Annotated in this window: 16 protein-coding genes and 1 tRNA gene; 9 read left to right on the top strand and 8 right to left on the bottom strand. The window is 59.2% G+C overall.

What is annotated here, in order from left to right; all coding sequences use genetic code 11:
- Positions 1-10: 10 nt before the first annotated feature.
- The 5 genes from AB4048_RS06180 to AB4048_RS06160 all read right to left on the bottom strand — a co-directional run bounded on the left by AB4048_RS06180 (position 11) and on the right by AB4048_RS06160 (position 6721).
- Positions 11-1651, bottom strand: a complete 1641-nt coding sequence (locus AB4048_RS06180; protein ID WP_442201040.1) for an ABC transporter substrate-binding protein — start codon at positions 1649-1651, stop codon at positions 11-13.
- 35 nt (positions 1652-1686) lie between these two features.
- Positions 1687-2757, bottom strand: a complete 1071-nt coding sequence (locus AB4048_RS06175) for a dipeptidase (RefSeq protein ID WP_442201039.1) — start codon at positions 2755-2757, stop codon at positions 1687-1689.
- A 337-nt stretch (positions 2758-3094) separates the two neighbouring features.
- Entirely contained in the window at positions 3095-4120 is a 1026-nt protein-coding gene (locus tag AB4048_RS06170) for an ABC transporter permease (protein ID WP_442201038.1), read from the bottom strand.
- 52 nt (positions 4121-4172) lie between these two features.
- The gene (locus AB4048_RS06165) at positions 4173-5714 is read right to left on the bottom strand and encodes a sugar ABC transporter ATP-binding protein (protein ID WP_442201037.1); all 1542 of its coding nucleotides are present in this window, start codon (positions 5712-5714) and stop codon (positions 4173-4175) included.
- A 77-nt stretch (positions 5715-5791) separates the two neighbouring features.
- The gene (locus tag AB4048_RS06160) at positions 5792-6721 is read right to left on the bottom strand and encodes a sugar ABC transporter substrate-binding protein (protein ID WP_442201036.1); all 930 of its coding nucleotides are present in this window, start codon (positions 6719-6721) and stop codon (positions 5792-5794) included.
- A gap of 383 nt (positions 6722-7104) precedes the next feature.
- On the opposite strand from AB4048_RS06160, the gene AB4048_RS06155 reads away from it, so the two are divergent.
- Positions 7105-7614 (top strand): DUF1993 domain-containing protein, encoded by a 510-nt coding sequence (locus tag AB4048_RS06155; RefSeq protein ID WP_442201035.1) that lies wholly within the window; start codon positions 7105-7107, stop codon positions 7612-7614.
- Between the two features lie 54 nt (positions 7615-7668).
- On the opposite strand, the gene AB4048_RS06150 is transcribed toward AB4048_RS06155, so the two are convergent.
- On the bottom strand, positions 7669-9222 hold the full coding sequence (locus AB4048_RS06150; protein ID WP_442201034.1) for an alkaline phosphatase family protein: 1554 nt from the start codon (positions 9220-9222) through the stop codon (positions 7669-7671).
- On the bottom strand, positions 9191-10174 hold the full coding sequence (gene galE / locus AB4048_RS06145; protein ID WP_442201033.1) for a UDP-glucose 4-epimerase GalE: 984 nt from the start codon (positions 10172-10174) through the stop codon (positions 9191-9193). The genes AB4048_RS06150 and galE overlap by 32 nt, the downstream gene beginning before the upstream one ends.
- A 269-nt stretch (positions 10175-10443) precedes the next feature.
- Between galE and AB4048_RS06140 the strand changes: the two genes are divergently transcribed.
- From AB4048_RS06140 to AB4048_RS06130, 3 genes are all read left to right on the top strand, one after another.
- Positions 10444-10517, top strand: a tRNA-Gln gene (locus tag AB4048_RS06140).
- A 216-nt stretch (positions 10518-10733) separates the two neighbouring features.
- Positions 10734-11255: a P-loop ATPase, Sll1717 family gene (locus AB4048_RS06135; protein ID WP_442201032.1), complete on the top strand. Its 522-nt coding sequence runs from the start codon at positions 10734-10736 to the stop codon at positions 11253-11255.
- 29 nt (positions 11256-11284) lie between these two features.
- Positions 11285-12244, top strand: coding sequence for a P-loop ATPase, Sll1717 family (locus tag AB4048_RS06130; protein WP_442201031.1), 960 nt, complete (start codon positions 11285-11287; stop codon positions 12242-12244).
- Between the two features lie 288 nt (positions 12245-12532).
- Here the strand turns inward: AB4048_RS06130 and AB4048_RS06125 are convergent, their stop codons facing one another.
- The gene (locus tag AB4048_RS06125) at positions 12533-12925 is read right to left on the bottom strand and encodes a GFA family protein (RefSeq protein ID WP_442201030.1); all 393 of its coding nucleotides are present in this window, start codon (positions 12923-12925) and stop codon (positions 12533-12535) included.
- A gap of 320 nt (positions 12926-13245) precedes the next feature.
- Between AB4048_RS06125 and AB4048_RS06120 the strand changes: the two genes are divergently transcribed.
- The 5 genes from AB4048_RS06120 (at position 13246) to AB4048_RS06100 (ending at position 17979) form a co-directional block, all read left to right on the top strand.
- Positions 13246-13626 (top strand): c-type cytochrome, encoded by a 381-nt coding sequence (locus AB4048_RS06120; protein ID WP_442201029.1) that lies wholly within the window; start codon positions 13246-13248, stop codon positions 13624-13626.
- 196 nt (positions 13627-13822) lie between these two features.
- Entirely contained in the window at positions 13823-14641 is an 819-nt protein-coding gene (locus tag AB4048_RS06115) for a cytochrome c oxidase subunit II (RefSeq protein WP_442201028.1), read from the top strand.
- Positions 14642-14687: 46 nt separating this feature from the next.
- Positions 14688-16466: a cbb3-type cytochrome c oxidase subunit I gene (locus AB4048_RS06110; protein ID WP_442201027.1), complete on the top strand. Its 1779-nt coding sequence runs from the start codon at positions 14688-14690 to the stop codon at positions 16464-16466.
- Positions 16463-17167, top strand: a complete 705-nt coding sequence (locus AB4048_RS06105) for a cytochrome c oxidase subunit 3 (protein WP_442201026.1) — start codon at positions 16463-16465, stop codon at positions 17165-17167. The genes AB4048_RS06110 and AB4048_RS06105 overlap by 4 nt, the downstream gene beginning before the upstream one ends.
- An 89-nt stretch (positions 17168-17256) precedes the next feature.
- The gene (locus tag AB4048_RS06100) at positions 17257-17979 is read left to right on the top strand and encodes a heme-copper oxidase subunit III family protein (RefSeq protein WP_442201025.1); all 723 of its coding nucleotides are present in this window, start codon (positions 17257-17259) and stop codon (positions 17977-17979) included.
- Positions 17980-17982: the final 3 nt, after the last annotated feature.

The raw sequence follows: 17982 nt of genomic DNA, 5'->3' as shown, positions 1-17982 counted from the left end.
TCCTACCGGATTATTCCTTCGAGATCTGGCTTACGAAGTTGGTGTCGAAGGTCGGACCGAGTTTGAAATCCTTGAGGGTCTTCCGGTAGCCGCCCACCTCCGTTTGCTGGAAGATGACGACGAACGGGCTGTTCGTCAGGAATTTCTTTTGGATCTCCTGATACATGGCAGCACGCTTGTCGGCATCACGCTCCAGAAGGGCAGCCTTCGTTTCCTTGTCCAGTTCCGGCGTTTCCCAGGTATTGCGCCAGGCGAGCGTCTTGCTCTTGCCGGCATCGGAATTGTCCGGATTGGTCGTGAAGGTTTCCGCGTTGGAATGGGGATCCCAATAGTCCATGCCCCACTGGCCGATATAGATGTCGTGGGTACGGGCGCGGTACTTCGTCAGCGTCTGCTTGCCGTCGCCGGGGATGATTTCCAGTTTGATGCCCGCCTCAGCCAGGGACTGCTGGACGGATTGGGCAATGCCGGTGACCGGCTCGCTATTGCGCGTGTCCATCGTCACCGTGAAGCCATCCTTCAGCCCGGCTTTGGCGAGAAGTTCCTTGGCTTTGGCCACGTCAAGCTTGAAGGGATTTTCGTCGAGCGCACCAAGCACACCCTTCGGCTCGAAGGTCTGGTGGATTTCACCGATACCCTTGATCAGGGTCTTGCCGATCGCGTCATAGTCGACGAGGTACTTGAAGGCTTCCTGGACTTCAGGCTTGGCCAGATTGGGGTTCTTCGAGTTGAGGCTGATGTAATACACCGTGCCCTTCGGCGCGCTGGTCGAAGCAAGGTCGCCCTTCGCGGCAATCGCGTCGAGATCACCCGGATCGAGGTTGCGCGCGATATCGATGTCGCCGTTCTCCAGCGCCAGACGCTGGGCGGCGCTTTCCTTCATGTAGCGATAGATGACGCGGGCAAGCTTCGGCTTGTCACCGTAGTAATTGTCGTTGCGCTCCAGCACGACCGCTTCATTGGCCTTCCACTGGCGCAGCTTGTAAGGGCCGGAGCCGGCATAGCCGGTCTTCAGCCAATCATTTCCGAAATCGTTGTCATACTTGTATTCGGCCGACGGGGTCACCGGCTTGACGTGCTCGAGTACCAGCTTCTTGTCGACGACGTTTGCGACGGTTGCCGTCAGGCAGTTGAGCACGAAGCTCGGTGCATAAGGCCGGTCGACGGTGAAGACGAAAGTGTTCGGATCGGCAGCTTTCGCCTTTTCGCCGACATTGTCGCCGTTAAGGCCGAACTGGGTCAGGATGAAAGCCGGGCTCTTGTCGAGCTTGATGACACGCTCGAACGACCAGGCGACGTCTTCGGCGGTAATCGGGTTGCCGGATGCGAATTTCAGGCCCGGCTTGAGCTTGAAGGTGTAGGTCAGGCCGTCGTCGGAGACGGTCCAGCTTTCGGCGAGATCGCCTTTCACCTTCGACGTATCGTTGATATCCAGGCGGACGAGTAGGCTGTAGGTGTTGCCGGTGATTTCGGCCGTCGACAGCTCGAACGCCTCGCCCGGGTCCATGGTGATGATGTCGTCGATGGCAAAGCCCTCGACCAGTGTATCCTTCGGCGTCTCTGCGAAGGCGGCAGGCGCCGCCATCATCAGCAGGGAAAGCGCGGCACCCGCGGCGAGCACGCGGGAAGATTGGCTAACTCGGTTCAGCATTTTGTATTCGTTCCCTTTTTGAGTTTTTTTGCTATTCATATCGAGGCCGTGCGGCCCTCTTCCTTCCAGGCGGAGGAAAGAACGCGAAGCCAGTTCTCCCGCGCCAGCTTCGTAAGTTCCACGTCACCATATCCAACGTCCCTGAGCGCAACAATCAGCCTCTGGTTGCCGGCCGCGTCGCCAATTTCTCCCGGAATTGTTGCGCCGTCAAAGTCGGACCCGAGCGCCACGCAATCGATACCGACGCGTTCCACCAGATAGTCGATATGGCGCAGCATATCCGACAGCGGCGTGTCGGCGTCGGAACGGCCGTCCGCGCGCAGCATGGCGGTAGCGTAGTTAACACCAACCACTCCCCGGCTCTCGCGGATCGCATCGAGTTGGCGATCGGTGAGGTTGCGTGCGACCGGGGTCAACGCATGAGCGTTCGAATGGCTGGCGACCAGCGGTTGGTCGGTGGTTTTCGCGACATCCCAGAAGCCCTTTTCCGTGATGTGCGCAAGGTCGATCAAAATACCGAGACGATTGCATTCGCGCACCAGCGCGAAGCCGGCGTCGGTTAGCCCCGGTCCCGTATCGGGCGACATCGGATAGGCGAACGGCACGCCGTGACCGAAGATGTTGTGCCGGCTCCAGACAGGCCCGAGCGAGCGCAGGCCTGCCGCATGGAAAACCTCCAGCGCCGCAAGGTCGGTGCCGATCGCCTCGCAGCCTTCCATGTGCAGGACTGCGGCAAAGATGCCTTGATCCATGCTGGCTCGGATGTCCGCGGTCGATCGGCAAAGCTTCCAGGCGCCGGCGCGGTCCAGTCGAAGCGCGATCGCCGCCATGCCGTTGGCGATGTCGAGCGACGGCGCGGGTTCAAGCGGCGCCGCCATCGGCGTGACGTAGTGGCCGTTGCGGTCAGGTTCGGCAAACACCAGGTCGCCCGAAGGTACATAGATCGCGCAGAGCCCCCCGGCGAGCCCGCCCGCCTTGGCGCGCGGTCCATCGATGTGGCCGATTGCGGAGCCATTGCGGAATTCTGCGATCGGATCGGCGCCGTCGCGAGCATGTGTCCAAAGTCTGAGGAGAACGTCGTTGTGGCCGTCGAATACCAGCTGCATTTCTTGTCCTGCGGGCTCGTGGCAGGCGGATGGCGATGCGGAGACCGCAACTCGTAGATCCGCCGCTCACGCATGGAAGTGGCATGTAGTTTTCCGACTACGCGGCACGCCGGCGCAAATCGGAAGTCGCCAGCATAAGAAAGCTGCGCAAATTCGCCATCCCTAATCAAAAAAAATCGCTTGGAGCCGCATGCGACGTGTAAGGCAAGCTGCAAGCCATGCGGCATGATCCGGATCGCATCGGATCTCAAGGGCTTAGGTGCTCGGCGCAAGTGGCGTCCACCCATTGAAAAAGCGGGGACATGCCCCGCTTTTTCCGGCTTCGTCTCTTATGAAGTCAGTGCTTGGTGCGCTTTTTCTGGCGATAGACGTCGACCACGACGGCCGCGACGATAATCACGCCCTTGACGATCTCCTGGTAGTAGGCGTCGACGCGGAGGAAGGTGAAGCCGGAGGTCATGACGCCGAGGATGATCGTACCAATGACCGTCCCGGTGACGCGTCCGACACCGCCCGTCAGCGACGTGCCGCCGATAACGGTCGCGGCGATCGCGTCCAACTCATACATCACGCCCATCCCCGCCTGCGCCGTCTGGGCACGGGCCGCGGTGACAATGCCGGCAAGACCCGCCAGCAGGCCGGCGATCGCATAGACCTTGATGAGATGCCCCTCGACGTTGATACCGGACACGCGCGCTGCCTGGACGTTTGCGCCGATCGCGTAGGTGAACTTGCCGTAGCGTGTGTAGCGCAGCGCGATGTGAAAAATAAATGCGACGACCAGGAAGACGATCACAGGCCAGATGCCCTGGCCGATGAAGTTGAACTGGTCGGTAAGACCCGACACCGGCTGTCCCTTCGTGTACCATTTCGCCACGCCGCGCGCGGACACCATCATCCCGAGCGTTGCGATGAACGGCGGAATCTTGGTTCTGGCGATGAGCTGGCCGTTGATGAAGCCGGCAGCAAGGCCAATCAGTAGGCCGACGCCGACCGGGATGAAGAAGGGAAGATCGGTGAGCGAGGGATACATTGCGCGCGGCCATGTGGAAGCCTGCGCAAAGCTCGCGGTGATCATCGCCGTCATGCCGACCACCGAGCCGGACGACAGGTCGATGCCGCCCGTGATGATCACCTGCGTCACCCCGACCGCGATAATGCCGATCACCGACACCTGCAGGATCATGATCGTCAGCCGCTGCGGGTTAAGCAGGAAGCTCTGGCCTATGAAGATCCAGCCCAGCAGCTCATAGACGAGCGCGATGCCGACAAGGACGAGAAAGATGCTGAGTTCGGGCGGTATGCGACGGCGCCTGGGGCGGTCCGCGATCGGCGCCGCCGCTTCTGCAATTTTGCTAACCATGTCCAATCTCCCGTTTAGCCATGTTCAATTTCCCTTTGCGGGCGCCGCGGTGTCATTGAGCCGCCAGTTCCATCACCTTTATCTGGGTTGCTTCGGCGCGACCCAGGAAGCCGGTCACCCGGCCCTCGTGCATCACCATGATGCGGTCGCTCATTCCGAGCACTTCTGGCATTTCCGATGAAATCATGATGACCGCCACGCCGTTGCGTGCCATTTCGCTCACGAGGCGGTGGATCTCCGCCTTCGCGCCAACGTCGATGCCTCGCGTCGGTTCGTCGAGGATCAGAATGCGCGGCTCGATGAGCATCCAGCGACCAATCAGTACTTTCTGTTGATTTCCGCCGGAAAGATTCTCCACGCGCTCGTCGAGGCTGGGCGTTTTGACGCGCAGCTTGCGCGCCATGTCCTCGCACGCCGCCTCGATGGCGCCTTCCTGAACGAAACCGCCCTTCACGAATTTGTCGTGCAGAACCGCGACCTGCATGTTTTCAAGCACACTGAGGATCAAGAGACAGCCGGTTTCCTTGCGATCCTCGGTCAGAAATGCCATGCGGTTCCGGATCGCAACCGTCGGCGAGGTTATGTCAACCGGCTTGCCGAAGAGTTCGATCGTGCCGGAAGATGCCGGGGTCACTCCGAACAAGGTTTCCGCGACGTTGGAGCGCCCTGAACCGACGAGGCCGGCGACGCCGAGGATCTCACCGGCACGCACTTCGAAGGAGACGTCATGGAAGACGTTGCCGAGGCACAAGTTCTTAACCGAGACAACGACGTCGCCGATCGGAACCTCTTCCTTCGGAAACATCTGCGTGATTTCCCGGCCGACCATCATGCGAATGATGTCGTCGCGCGTCACATCCGTCGAGGCATGCGTGCCGATATACTTGCCGTCGCGGAACACCGAGAATTCGTCAGCGATCTCAAACAGCTCGTTCATCTTGTGCGTGATGTAGACAATGCCGATCCCCTGCGAGCGGAGACCGCGGATGATGTCGAATAGATGCGCCACCTCCCGGTCCGTCAGCGCCGAGGTCGGCTCATCCATGATCAGCACATCGGAATTGTAGGAGACCGCTTTGGCGATCTCGACCATCTGCCGGTTGGCGACAGAGAGATGGCGGACCTCGATTTCCGGGTCGATCGTGATATTGAGCCGGCGAAATAATTCTTCCGTATTCTCGCGCATGGTTCGATGATCGACGAAGCCAAAACGCGTCTGCGGCTCGCGCCGGATCCAGATATTTTCAGCAACGGTCATGAACGGCATCAGGTTCAACTCCTGATGGATCATCGCAATGCCGTTTTCGAGCGCGTCGAGCGGTGACTTCAGGCGAATACCGACGCCCTTGAGGCGAATTTCGCCCTGATCCGGAATATAGATGCCGGCGAGGATCTTCATCAGCGTCGATTTGCCGGCGCCGTTCTCTCCCATCAACGCGTGCACGGTGCCGCGCTTCAGCTTGAACTGGACGTCATCCAGCGCGACCACGCCGGGAAACTCCTTGCGGATGCCCTCGGCGGCGAGCAGAAACTCCGCATTCGGAACGGCACCGCTGGCACGCACCGCGGCCATGGTGGACGGGCTGACAACCATATCATTTCCTCCCGAGGGACCTATCGGATCATGATGTGGATGCGAGCGGACGGCCCGCATCCATCATCTTGAGATCGTCAGTTCTTCTTGACGAAGTCCTTGACGTTTTCCGGCGTCACGAGCTGGAAGGGAATATACACCTTCGTGTCGACCTTCTCGCCCTTGGCGAGTTTCAGCGCGGCATCGAGCGAGCCTTTGCCCTGACCGGCTGCATCCTGGAACACCGTGACGTCGAGATCGCCGGCCTGCATCGCGGCGAGCGCATCCTGGGTCGCGTCGACGCCGCCGATGACGATCTTGCTGAGATCCTTTCCGGCCGCCTTCAGCGCCTGAATTGCGCCGATCGCCATTTCATCATTGTTGGAAATGACCGCGTCGAATTCGATGCCGCTGGAGAGCCAGTTGGCCATGAGATCGGAACCCTCGGTGCGCTGCCAATTGGCCGTCTGCTCCTGAATGATCTCAATGCCCTTACAATCGTCCGTAGCAAGGACATCATGGACGTCCTTGGTGCGCATGCGCGCCGCCTGGTTGGAAAGCTCGCCCATCATCACGATGGCCTTGCCCTTGCCCTTCAGCAGGCGGCAGATTTCCTTGGTTTCCAAAGTACCGGACTCTTGCTCGTTCGACGCCACGAAAGCTTGGTTCGCGGGCAGACTGTCGACGTTGACCGGTTCACGGTTGACATAGACCAGTGGAATCTTGGCGTCGGCGGCAAGCTTCGACATCGCCGTCGTTGCGTCCGTATCGACGGGATTGACGATAATCGCACTGACACCGGAAGCGATGAAGTTTTGAATCTGGCTCTGCTGCTTCGCGACATCGTTCTGCGCATCCTCCACCTGCAACGTCACACCAGGCAGGGTCTTCGAATAGTCGATCATGCCGTTGCGCAGTACGGTCAGGAAGTTGTCGTCGAATTTCGACATCGAGACGCCGACGGTTTCGGCATGCGCGGCAGTTGAAAGCATCAGCGCCAGCGCGGAGCCCAGGATAAGCTTTTTCATTATTTTCTCCTCCAAAAGCGGTGCCCGGCTACACCCTCCTCACGCCGGAACTCCGGGGCTTTTGCCGCGGAGCCATATCGCGACGCCGGTCGTCATTGTCTCCATGACGAAACCGGGAAACGGAACAAACAAACCGTGAATTTGGCTTGACGGAATATTTATTCCATTTTCCGTGCACGGCGTCAACCCCCATGTCATCTTTGCTCCGACAGCCGAGATCGCCGCGTGACGTATGGGAAATCCGTGCTAGGTATCTGCGGCCGGCGGCCAAAGCGCACGCGCAATGGAATGAATATTCCATCATATCGACATTACGAATTACCGCTTCCACCAACGTCGCCGGCAACGCATCGCTCCGATACGGAGCTTTCTAGGAGAAACAGATGACTGTCTCGATGTTCCGCCTTTCCGTCCCGGTCTTTCAGCGCGGTTTGCAAGTGATGTCGACGTACCTCGACAAGACCGAGGCTTTTGCGCAAGAGACGCGCACGGAGGTCGACGCCTTGGTTGGCGCACGGCTTGCGCCGGATATGCTGCCGCTTTCCGGGCAATATCAGCGCGTCAGCGATACGGCGAAACTCACGATCGGGCGCGTGACGGGCGTCGAGATGCCGCGCTTCGAGGATACCGAACAGACGATCGCCGAACTGCGCGAACGCCTCGCCAAAACGGAAGCCTTTCTCGCGACCGTTGCGCCGGAAAAGTTCGAGACTGCCGAGGCCCGCACCGTCACGATCTCGCTCGGCGGCACGTCAGTCAGCATGCGGGGCGACGAGTACCTGCTCACCTTCGCGCTTCCGAACTTCTATTTTCATATCGCAACGGCGCATGCCATTCTCCGCCATGCCGGCGTGGCCGTCGGCAAGCGGGACTATCTCGGCTCGTTCGGTTGATGACGACCTGAGCCAACCGGCCGCCGGTGGTCGGAACTACCAAACGACGCAGGATCAATGCCCGATGGATACCGGCCCTTCGGGCGTCAGCTCTGTAAAGGCGAGCGTCTGGTCGAGATGCCGGGCGCGCAGCGACAAGAGCCGCTCCGCCAAGGCGAGCCGAACGGCCATGTAGTCGGCATCCCCCGCACGGTCGACGAGTTCCATCGGGTCGCGCTCGAGATCGAAGAGCAAGGGCGGCAGCCCGGCGAAATGCACATATTTGAAACGCTCGTCGCGGATGACGGCAAGATTGCATTCGCGCGAAGTGAGGCCGAAATGCCGCTCCGGCTCGCCATGCGCGACATCGCGGAAATCAAACTCCCAGAAAGCCTGTTTCCGCCAGCCTGCGGGCTCTTCCCCTTGCAGGAAAGGCAGCAGCGACACGCCGTCGACGTGGTTTATCGGGGTAGCGCCAAGCCGGGCGGCGAGTGTCGGAAAAAGGTCGGCCGCGCTGGTGAAACTATCGACGGTACCGCCGCTGCCCGACGTCGCGGGATCGCGGATGACGAGCGGCACGTGATAGCTGCCATCGAAGAAGCCACCCTTGCCGAAAGTCCAGTGGTCGCCGGCCATTTCCGCATGATCGGAGGTGAAGACGATGACCGTATCCTCCCAGGCACCGACATCCCGCAAGGCCTGCCAGATCCGGCCGAGCTGCGCGTCGACCTCAGCGATCATGCCGTAATAGATGGCGCGGAGAACAGCGACATCCTCCGCTGACCAATCGCTGATCGGGCCTTCGCCTCCGTGCACGAAGCTCGCCTTGGAAACCTGCGGCATGGCGTAGGCGAGATAGGGATGCATCCCCTGCTCGTGATCGCCGCTCGGCCCGCGAGCAAAGGGGGGGCCGTCATCGGGTGCGAACATCGCGTTATAAGGCGCAGGCGCACAGAACGGCGGATGCGGCCTGAGGAAAGAAATGTGCGCAAACCAAGGCTTGTCCTGCTCACCGACCCAACGGATGAACTCCCCGGCGAGAAACGCGGTCTGCGTTTCGTCGCGTGAATAGGAGGTCGGGGCGTTGCAAATCTCACCCGGATGGGCACCCACCGGAATATGCACGTCGCGGCTCGTTGCGTTCTGATGGCCGCGACCCCTCAACCAGGAAAGCCATGGGCCTTCGTGCTCGGGGAGAAGTTGGCGTACGCTGAACCCCGCAAGCACGCCCTCGTATGTGGTCAGATGCGGATCGTTCTCATCAAGCCCACGGGGATCGGGCGCCGTGTCGGTGTAGCCGAACAAGGTCGGATCATAGCCGGCGCGCCGGGCGACAAGCGCCAGATTGTCGAACCGGGCATCAAGCGGAGAACCATTGCGGCAGACGCGATGGTTCATCTGATAGAGGCCGGTATAGAGCGTCGCGCGCGCCGGTGAACAGGGTGCGGCACCGGCATAGTGACGTCGAAAGAGCACCCCTGCCCGCGCCAGAGCATCGACATTCGGCGTGCGCACGCAAGGGTGGCCGACCGCCGAAAGGCAGTCGCCCCGCCACTGGTCCGCGGTGATCAGCAGGACATTCGGGCGTCTGGCCCGCTCAATGCTGGTTTGATTTGGAATGCCACTCATATGCCGTCCTGATGATATCGGAGAGATCGTATTGCGGCACCCAGCCGAGGACGGCGCGCGCCTTGTCGTTGTCGGCGACGAGCGTCGGCGAATCGCCCTCCCGCCGCTCGGCATAGTCGACCGGGAATGGCCGCCCGGTCACGTCCTCGATCGCAGAGAGCAGTTCCTTGACGGTCGTGCCGGTCCCGGTTCCGAGGTTCAACGCAACCGTTTCGCCGCCTTTAAGCAGATAGTCGACGGCGCGCACATGGGCATCGGCGAGATCGAGCACGTGGATATAGTCGCGGACACAGGTGCCGTCGCGCGTCTCGTAGTCGCTGCCGAACACTTTGAACCCCTGCCGCCGCCCGAGCGCCGCCTCGATCGCCAGCGGCACGGCGTGCGTCTCCGGCTTATGCCATTCCCCGATGCGGCCTTCGAAATCCGCACCTGCGGCATTGAAGTAGCGCAGGCAGACGGAACGAAAGCCGGTGTAGCGGTCATAATCGGCAAGCGCCTGCTCGACGATGAATTTGGTGCGGCCGTACGGATTGATCGGCACCTGCCGGTGCGTCTCGTCGAGCGGCAGCGATTGGGGCAAGCCGTAGGTCGCACAGGTCGAGGAAAAGACGAAAGCCTTGATGCCGGCGGCCTGGGCGGCCGACAGCAGCGTCAGAGTGCCGATGACATTGTTCTCGTAGAACGACACCGGATCAACGACCGATTGGCCGACCTCGATCAGGGCCGCAAAGTGCAGGATCGCGGCCGGCTTGTGCTTGGCCAGAACCTCGTCGACACGGCCGCGATCGCGGATATCGCCCTCTTCGGCCGGCCCCCATTTGACGAATTCCCGGTGCCCATTGGAGAAGTTATCGAAAACGACCGGCTTGAAGCCCCTGCTGGCAAGCTCGAGGCAGGTGTGCGAACCGATATAGCCGGCACCCCCGACGACAAGCACGGTTTCTTCAGACATCAAGCATTCTCCTTAAATCCGTTGCGCGAAGGAGACTTAACCGACTTCAAGGGACAGAAAAAGGGCAGAGCGCCGATAACCTCTTGACGGTGCCGGTGATCTAAAGGCCGCCTGGACTATTGCTCGCGACACTGAGAAATGGAAAACCACGACGCTCCGCGGAGAAATGACGATCAACCCTCGCCTCGCCAAAAAGGCGCTTGCATCGCCTGCAAAATTAGCTATATGACGTCCGCACCGGCGACGGCCTGCCTCAAAAGGCCGCCTGTTGGGGAATAGTTCAATGGTAGAACAGCGGACTCTGACTCCGTCGATCTTGGTTCGAATCCAGGTTCCCCAGCCAAATCATTGATTTGCTCCATATGTGAATCTATTACACCAGAAGATCATCATACCGTCGGCAGAGGCCATCACTGGACTCTTCCAGCATCGTCGGTCGCATCTTCCACAATTCCCGCCTAGCGCTTTCCAAATGTTGTGCATCCATCGGCTCTGCAACTCGACTTCGAGTAGAATCAGAGTAATTTGTAGGCACGTATTTCGGGAAAGGTTCGATAGAATGAATTCACAGTTGAGCGCGCTTGAAGTCCTGCGGCAGTCATCATTTGGGCAGCGTACAGCTGAAGAGGAAGTGGAGCAGCTATCTCAGTATTTTGTTGAGACGGAGCACTGGAGGCGAGTTTTCGAGGGCGCGGTCGACATTGTATACGGACCAAAGGGCAGCGGCAAAAGTGCCATCTACAGCTTGGTCGTGAAGAACGAGAGCGTCCTGTTTGACCGCAACATCTTGGCTATTCCCGGTGAGAATCCTCAGGGTGCTGTTGCTTTCCAATCTCTCAGAGACGATCCACCAAGAGATGAATTTGAATTTGTTAGCCTCTGGAAACTATATATCCTGACGCTCTGCGGTAAGTCTTTCAAAGACTACGACCTTCAAAACGATAAGTGTCGCGCGGTGGTCGACACCCTCCAAGAGGCAAACCTACTTCCGCGTTCATTCACTTTGGCCAAGGCCCTAAAGTATGCGCTCGACTACGTGAAAGCTTTGGCGCGTAGAATTGAATCCGTGGAAGGGGGCTGAACGTCGATCCAGCAACTTCAATCCCCAGCATGACTGGAAAAATCTCTCTGCGAGAACCTTCGGCTGCTGCAGCGAAATTGGGAGCAGTTTCAATTGACGAGCTTCTTGACACCGCTAATGCCGCCCTAAAGGAAGAAGGCTTAACAATCTGGATTTTACTTGATCGCCTTGATGTCGCCTTCTCAAATATGCCGGAACTCGAAGCGAGCGCGTTGCGGGCTTTATTTAAGTACTATCTAGATACCAAGCAGTTGGGAGCCATAAGGCCAAAGATATTCTTGAGAACGGATATTTGGCGGGACATCGTCGAAGACGGATTTCGGGAAGCGAGCCACCTAGAGAAAACACTAACTATAACTTGGCGAAGTGAAGATATTCTCAATCTGGTAGTTAGACGCTTACTATCGAATTCGAAGATAGTTGAGTACTATGGCGTTGATAAGGGGCCAGTTCTAGCCGACGCTGATAAGCAAACGGCGCTATTCTACAAAGTCTCGCCGCCGCAAGTTGATTCAGGGCCCAATAAGCCAGACACACTCAAGTGGCTTATTACCCGTACGAGTGACGCCTCGAAAGCCGCTGCACCGCGTGAATTGATTCACATGCTCAATGAATTGAGAAATGAGCAGATAAAGAAACTTGAGCGTGGCGACAAAGTGCCCTCTGAAGCCCGGTTGTTCGAGCAGACCTCGTTCAAAGATGCTCTTCCGAGTGTATCTCAAACACGACTAGAACAAACGCTTTATGCGGAGTATGCGCGCCTAAAGCCCTTTGTAGAAAAACTAAGGGAGCAACGAGCCACTCAGAGCCTACAGAGTCTTTCTGCACTGTGGAATCTCAATGACACGGAAACATCGAAGATAATCGCTGATCTGGAAGAGGCTGGCTTCTTTGAGAAGTTTGGTAAAATGTGGCGCGTTCCATTCTTATACCGACCAGCTCTAGGCCTTGTCCAAGGCGCAGTTGGGGCAGCAGACGAGGACGACTGATCTTCGACTGTACAAACAGACGGGCACAAACACCTGCATAGCTGCCGATTTAATAAAGCGGAGATTGCATGATAGAGGCCAGCCCCGAAGAAGGTACATGCAAGGCCAACCGGGCCATAGGAGAGCGTTAAGCGGCGCGAAAGACACGGAAACCGGCTCGATCGACTGATATCAAGCGAAATCACAATCTGGTCCCAGGCTCTTTTTTTAAGACATTTCGTTAAAATGCTGGTCGAGGCAAACATCGAAGTCACGTCGTAACAGCGCCTTCACGCGGCTCGCTCCAAGCTACTCCTCAAAGCGGCCCGTGGCGTCACGATCGCGGTCGTATCGTCTTGTGAGCGGAAACGGCGGCAGCCAGGACTCGCGACGGATGGTCCAGAGTTCGTAGGTTGGCTTCAGTTGGTCAGGGGCATCCAGCGATCCGAGGTTCACCTCGATTTCGTCTGCGGTGCTTCCAAAGACCGGCGAGCCACAACGGGGACAGAAAAACCGCCCGGCATAGTCGCGGGTTTCGCCGTCGATCGTCACCGCATCCCGAGGGAACACGGCGGATGCGTGAAAAAGGGCTCCATGATGCTTGCGGCAATCGAGGCAGTGGCAAAGGCCGACCCGGTATGGCCGACCCGACGCCACAATTCGGACGTTGCCGCACAGGCAACCGCCCGTGAACCGGTCCATGCTGCGTCTCCTCTAAAAATCACGCGGACGGAGATATTTACAACGAGGTACGCTGTCATCGCAATCGCACGCCGCCGGCAGCCGGGTTTTGTGGTCCTCTGATGGTGGATAATTGCGAAATGACCAGCACAATTGCACGTTCGAGCGCACTCTCCTTTCAGATTGATTGACTTATTATCATGCAGGTCTAATTTTCGTAGGCGCGCATAAACGCCAAATGCAACCGCGGCCGAAGGCGCGACGTGAAGGCAGGCGACGGGGGACAAAACTGATCGCCCTGTTCATGTGTCGGGGCAACCTTTAGGAGGATAAGGATTGCCATGTCATTTCGTGCGCTTCTCATACCTATTGCTGTTCTTTTTCCGGTAGCCGCGCTCGCCCAGGAGGGAGACGCGGCAGCGGGAAAGATCGTCTTTACAAAATGCGGCATCTGTCATGTCGCGGAGACCGACACCAACAAGGTCGGTCCATCGCTGAACGGTGTCTTCGGCCGCACGGCCGGAACGCATCCGAATTTCAGCTATTCGCCCGCCATGCAGGCGGCCGGCAAGGCTGGTCTCGTCTGGGACGAGACGACGCTGCGAGACTATCTGCATGATCCGAAAGCCAAGGTGAAGGGAACAAAGATGACCTTCGTCGGGCTCAAGGACGACACGCAGATCACCAATCTCTTCGCATACCTGAAGCAATACTCGAAATAGGCCGGCAAGGAGTACATGGCGCGGCGGACGATTTGTTCGCGCTTCGGTCGTTGCCGCGCTGAACTCCTGCAAACGTTGCCGAAAGGGCCATTCCTGTCGGCAATTGCTGATATTAGCTGTTCATGACATACTAAAAGAGACCAATGGGCGTGTCGCGGGCATGTTCGCGATCGGACCAAGGGTCTGGGAGCAAGAGATGGCTGTTGCGCTGATTCTCGTTTTGCTGGTGATCGCGTCCGTCACCTTCCATCTTTTCAGCCCATGGTGGTGGACGCCGATCGCCTCGAATTGGCAGTATATCGACAATACCATCAGCATCACCTTCTGGATCACCGGCATCGTCTTCGTGGCGGTGGTGACGTTCATGGCCTATTGCCTGCTGCGTTTCCGTCATCGCCCGGGCAGCCGGGCCGCTTACGAGCCGGAAAACCGCCGGCTGGAACTGTGGCTCGCCGGAGGAACCGCGCTCGGCGTCGCCGCAATGTTGACGCCGGGTCTCGTCGTCTGGAAGCAGTTCATTACCGTTCCACCCGATGCCGGCGAAATCGAGGTCGTCGGTCAGCAGTGGCAATGGAGCTTTCGTCTGCCCGGTGCCGACGGGCGGCTTGGGCGGGCCGATACGCGCACCGTTGCAGCCGACAATCCGCTCGGCGTGATCCGCACCGATACGGCGAGTCTCGACGATGTCGTCATCAACGGCGGCGAGCTGCATCTGCCGATTGGCAAGCCGGTACGCGTGCTTCTGCGCTCCATCGACGTACTGCATGATTTCTATGTGCCCGAATTCCGCGCGAAGATGGACATGATCCCGGGTTCGGTCACCTTTTTCTGGTTCACGCCGACGCGTACGGGAACCTTCGACATACTCTGCGCCGAACTTTGCGGCGTCGGGCATCCTCAGATGCGTGGCACGGTCATCGTCGACGATGAGGATGCCTACCGGGCCTGGCTGCAGCAACAGCCGACGTTCGCGCAGACGATGGCATCAGGAGAACAGCCGAAAACGACAAACTGAGCGGGACGATCGGCGATCGCGCCCGCATGATGGGAGGATGCGTAAGATGGTCGACATTCGAGCTGGCGCCGGGGAGGTGATCCATCCCGCCGAAGTGGAGGATGTGGAACTCTATCACCCCCATAGCTGGTGGACCAAATACGTCTTCAGCCAGGATGCCAAGGTCATCGCCGTGCAATATTCGGTGACCGCGATCTCGATCGGCGTCGTGGCGATGGTGCTCTCCTGGCTGATGCGCTTGCAGCTTGGATTTCCCGGCTATTTCTCCTTCATCGATCCCGAGCATTATTATCAGTTCATCACCATGCACGGCATGATCATGGTGATCTATCTGCTGACGGCGCTCTTCCTTGGCGGTTTCGGCAACTACCTCATCCCGCTGATGGTCGGCGCCCGCGACATGGTGTTTCCCTATGCGAACATGCTGAGCTACTGGCTCTACCTGCTCGCTGTCCTCGTGCTTGTCGCGGGCTTCTTCGCGCCGGGCGGCCCGACGGGAGCTGGATGGACGCTCTATCCGCCACAGGTGCTTTTGTCCGGCACGCCCGGCGGCCGCGACTGGGGCATCATCCTGATGCTCGCCTCGCTGATCCTCTTCATCATCGGCTTCACGATGGGCGGGCTCAATTACGTGGTGACCGTACTGCAAGGCCGCGCCCGCGGCATGACGCTGATGCGCCTGCCGCTGACCGTCTGGGGCATTTTCACGGCGACCGTGATGGCGCTGCTTGCCTTTCCGGCGCTGTTCGTCGCGTGCGTCATGCTGCTCTTCGACCGGCTGCTTGGAACCAGTTTCTTCATGCCCGCGATCGTCGAGATGGGAGAACAGCTGAAACCCGGCGGCGGCAGCCCTATCCTCTTCCAGCATCTCTTCTGGTTCTTCGGCCACCCCGAGGTCTACATCGTTGCCCTGCCCGCCTTCGGCATCGTTTCCGATCTGATCAGCACGCATGCGCGCAAGAACATCTTCGGCTACCGCATGATGGTCTGGGCGATCCTGATTATCGGGGCGCTAAGCTTCATCGTCTGGGCGCATCATATGTATGTCAGCGGCATGAACCCGAATTTCGGCTTCTTCTTCGCCACGACGACGCTGATCATCGCCGTGCCGACGGCGATCAAGGTCTATAATTGGGTGCTGACGCTGTGGCGCGGGGATATACATCTGACGCTGCCGATGCTGTTTGCACTCGCCTTCATCGTCACCTTCGTCAACGGCGGGCTGACCGGCCTCTTTCTCGGCAACGTCGTCGTCGACGTGCCGCTCTCCGATACCATGTTCGTCGTCGCCCACTTCCACATGGTAATGGGCGTGGCGCCGCTGATGGTCATTTTCGGCGCGATCCACCATTGGTATCCGAAGGTCACCGGCCGCATCCTCGATGAAACCATGGGCAAGATCCACTTCTGGGTCACCTTCCTCGGAACCTACGCGATCTTCTTTCCGATGCACTATCTCGGCCTGGTCGGCGTTCCCCGGCGTTACTACGAACTCGGCGAGACCGCCTTCATTCCCGCATCGGCCCATACTCTCAATGAGTTCATCACCGTGGCGGCCCTGGTCGTCGGGGCGGCGCAGGTGCTCTTCCTCTTCAGCCTTGTCTGGAGCCTCTATCGCGGCAAGCCCGCTGGCGGCAATCCGTGGCGCGCAACAACGCTTGAATGGCAGACGCCTCAGACGCCGCCCGCCCACGGCAACTGGGGCAAGGACCTGCCGATCGTCTACCGCTGGCCGTACGACTATAGCGTGCCGGGCGCGCCGGAGGATTTCATTCCCCAGAACCAGCCGTCCCTGGAGCCACCGATGCGCGGGGTCGTCGCATGATCGCCATCCTGGTCTTCATGGCCGTCCTTGCCGTCATCATCGGTTGGTGGATGGCGCATCAGGGCCTGACGACGAAGCCTTGGCTGGAGACCGGCCATATCGGCGAGTTGCCACGTCGACAGGGATCGCCGGTCGCTGCGGTAAAGGTCGGGCTCGGCATCTTCCTCGCAGTCGTCGGCGCCTTGTTCACACTCCTTATCAGCGCCTATCTGACGCGCATGGATGCCTCGGATTGGTGGTCGATCCCCGTTCCGCGGCTGCTTTGGGTGAACACTGCCGTGCTGGCAGCAGGCAGCATCGCCTTGCAATGGGGGAAGACGGAAGTCAGGCGCGGACGCATAGAGGCGACCCAGCTCGCTCTCGTCATCGGATTGGTGGCGGGCGTGCTTTTTCTCTGCGGGCAAGTTCTCGCCTGGCGGCAGCTGGTCGCCGCGGGCTACGTCGTTGCCGAAAATCCGTCGAACAGCTTCTTCTACATGATCACGGGCCTGCACGGTCTGCATATTCTCGGCGGTCTCGCAGCGCTTGGCCGGACGACGTCACGCGCCTTCAGCGGCGTCCGACGCGAGCGACTAAGCCTCAGCGTCGATCTTTGTGCTGTCTATTGGCATTTTATGCTCGTGGTCTGGCTGGTTCTCTTCGCGCTGTTGACCGGCTGGGCAAACGAATTCGCGGGGCTCTGCCGCGCGCTGATTACCTGACGCTCGCTGTTTGCGAGGAGTCAATGTCCGATTGAGACTGTGGCTGCGTGCCGCGCGCCCTCAAGCCGTGCGGTTGGGAGATGAAACCGATGGATGAAACCGCCCAAACCCATGCCGGTCAATCGCTTTTGCGGCCCGTCGGCCTGCAGGGGGCGATTGCGGACATCGCCTCGGACCAGAGGGCGTTCAAGAACGTTTCCTGGGGGAAGGCCATGATGTGGATCTTCCTGTTGAGCGACACGTTCGTCTTTGGCTGCTTCCTTCTGGCCTACATGACGGCGCGAATGTCGACGACGGTTCCCTGGCCAAATCCCAGCGAGGTCTTCGCCCTCAATATCGGCGGCAAGGACATCCCGCTGATCCTGATCGCCATCATGACCTTCATCCTCATCTCGAGCAGTGGCACCATGGCGATGGCGGTCAACTTCGGCTACCGCCGGGATCGCCGCAAGACGGCTGCCCTGATGCTTCTGACCGCCTTGCTCGGCGCGTCTTTCGTGGGCATGCAGGCTTTCGAATGGACGAAGCTGATCAGGGAAGGGGTACGTCCCTGGGAAAACCCGTGGGGGGCGGCACAGTTCGGATCGTCCTTCTTCATGATCACCGGCTTTCACGGCACGCACGTGACGATCGGCGTATTGTTTCTCTTAAACATCGCCCGCAAAGTGTGGCGCGGTGATTTCGAACAGGAAAAGCGTGGCTTTTTCACCAGTCGCAAGGGCCAGTACGAGATCGTGGAAATCACCGGGCTCTACTGGCACTTCGTCGATCTGGTATGGGTCTTCATCTTTGCTTTCTTCTATCTGTGGTGAGGA

It is taken from the genome of Rhizobium sp. RAF56, assembly GCF_052113965.1.
GTDB lineage: Bacteria > Pseudomonadota > Alphaproteobacteria > Rhizobiales > Rhizobiaceae > Rhizobium.
Note: the sequence above shows the minus strand (reverse complement) of the source record. Positions and strands in the feature narration are given on the sequence as shown.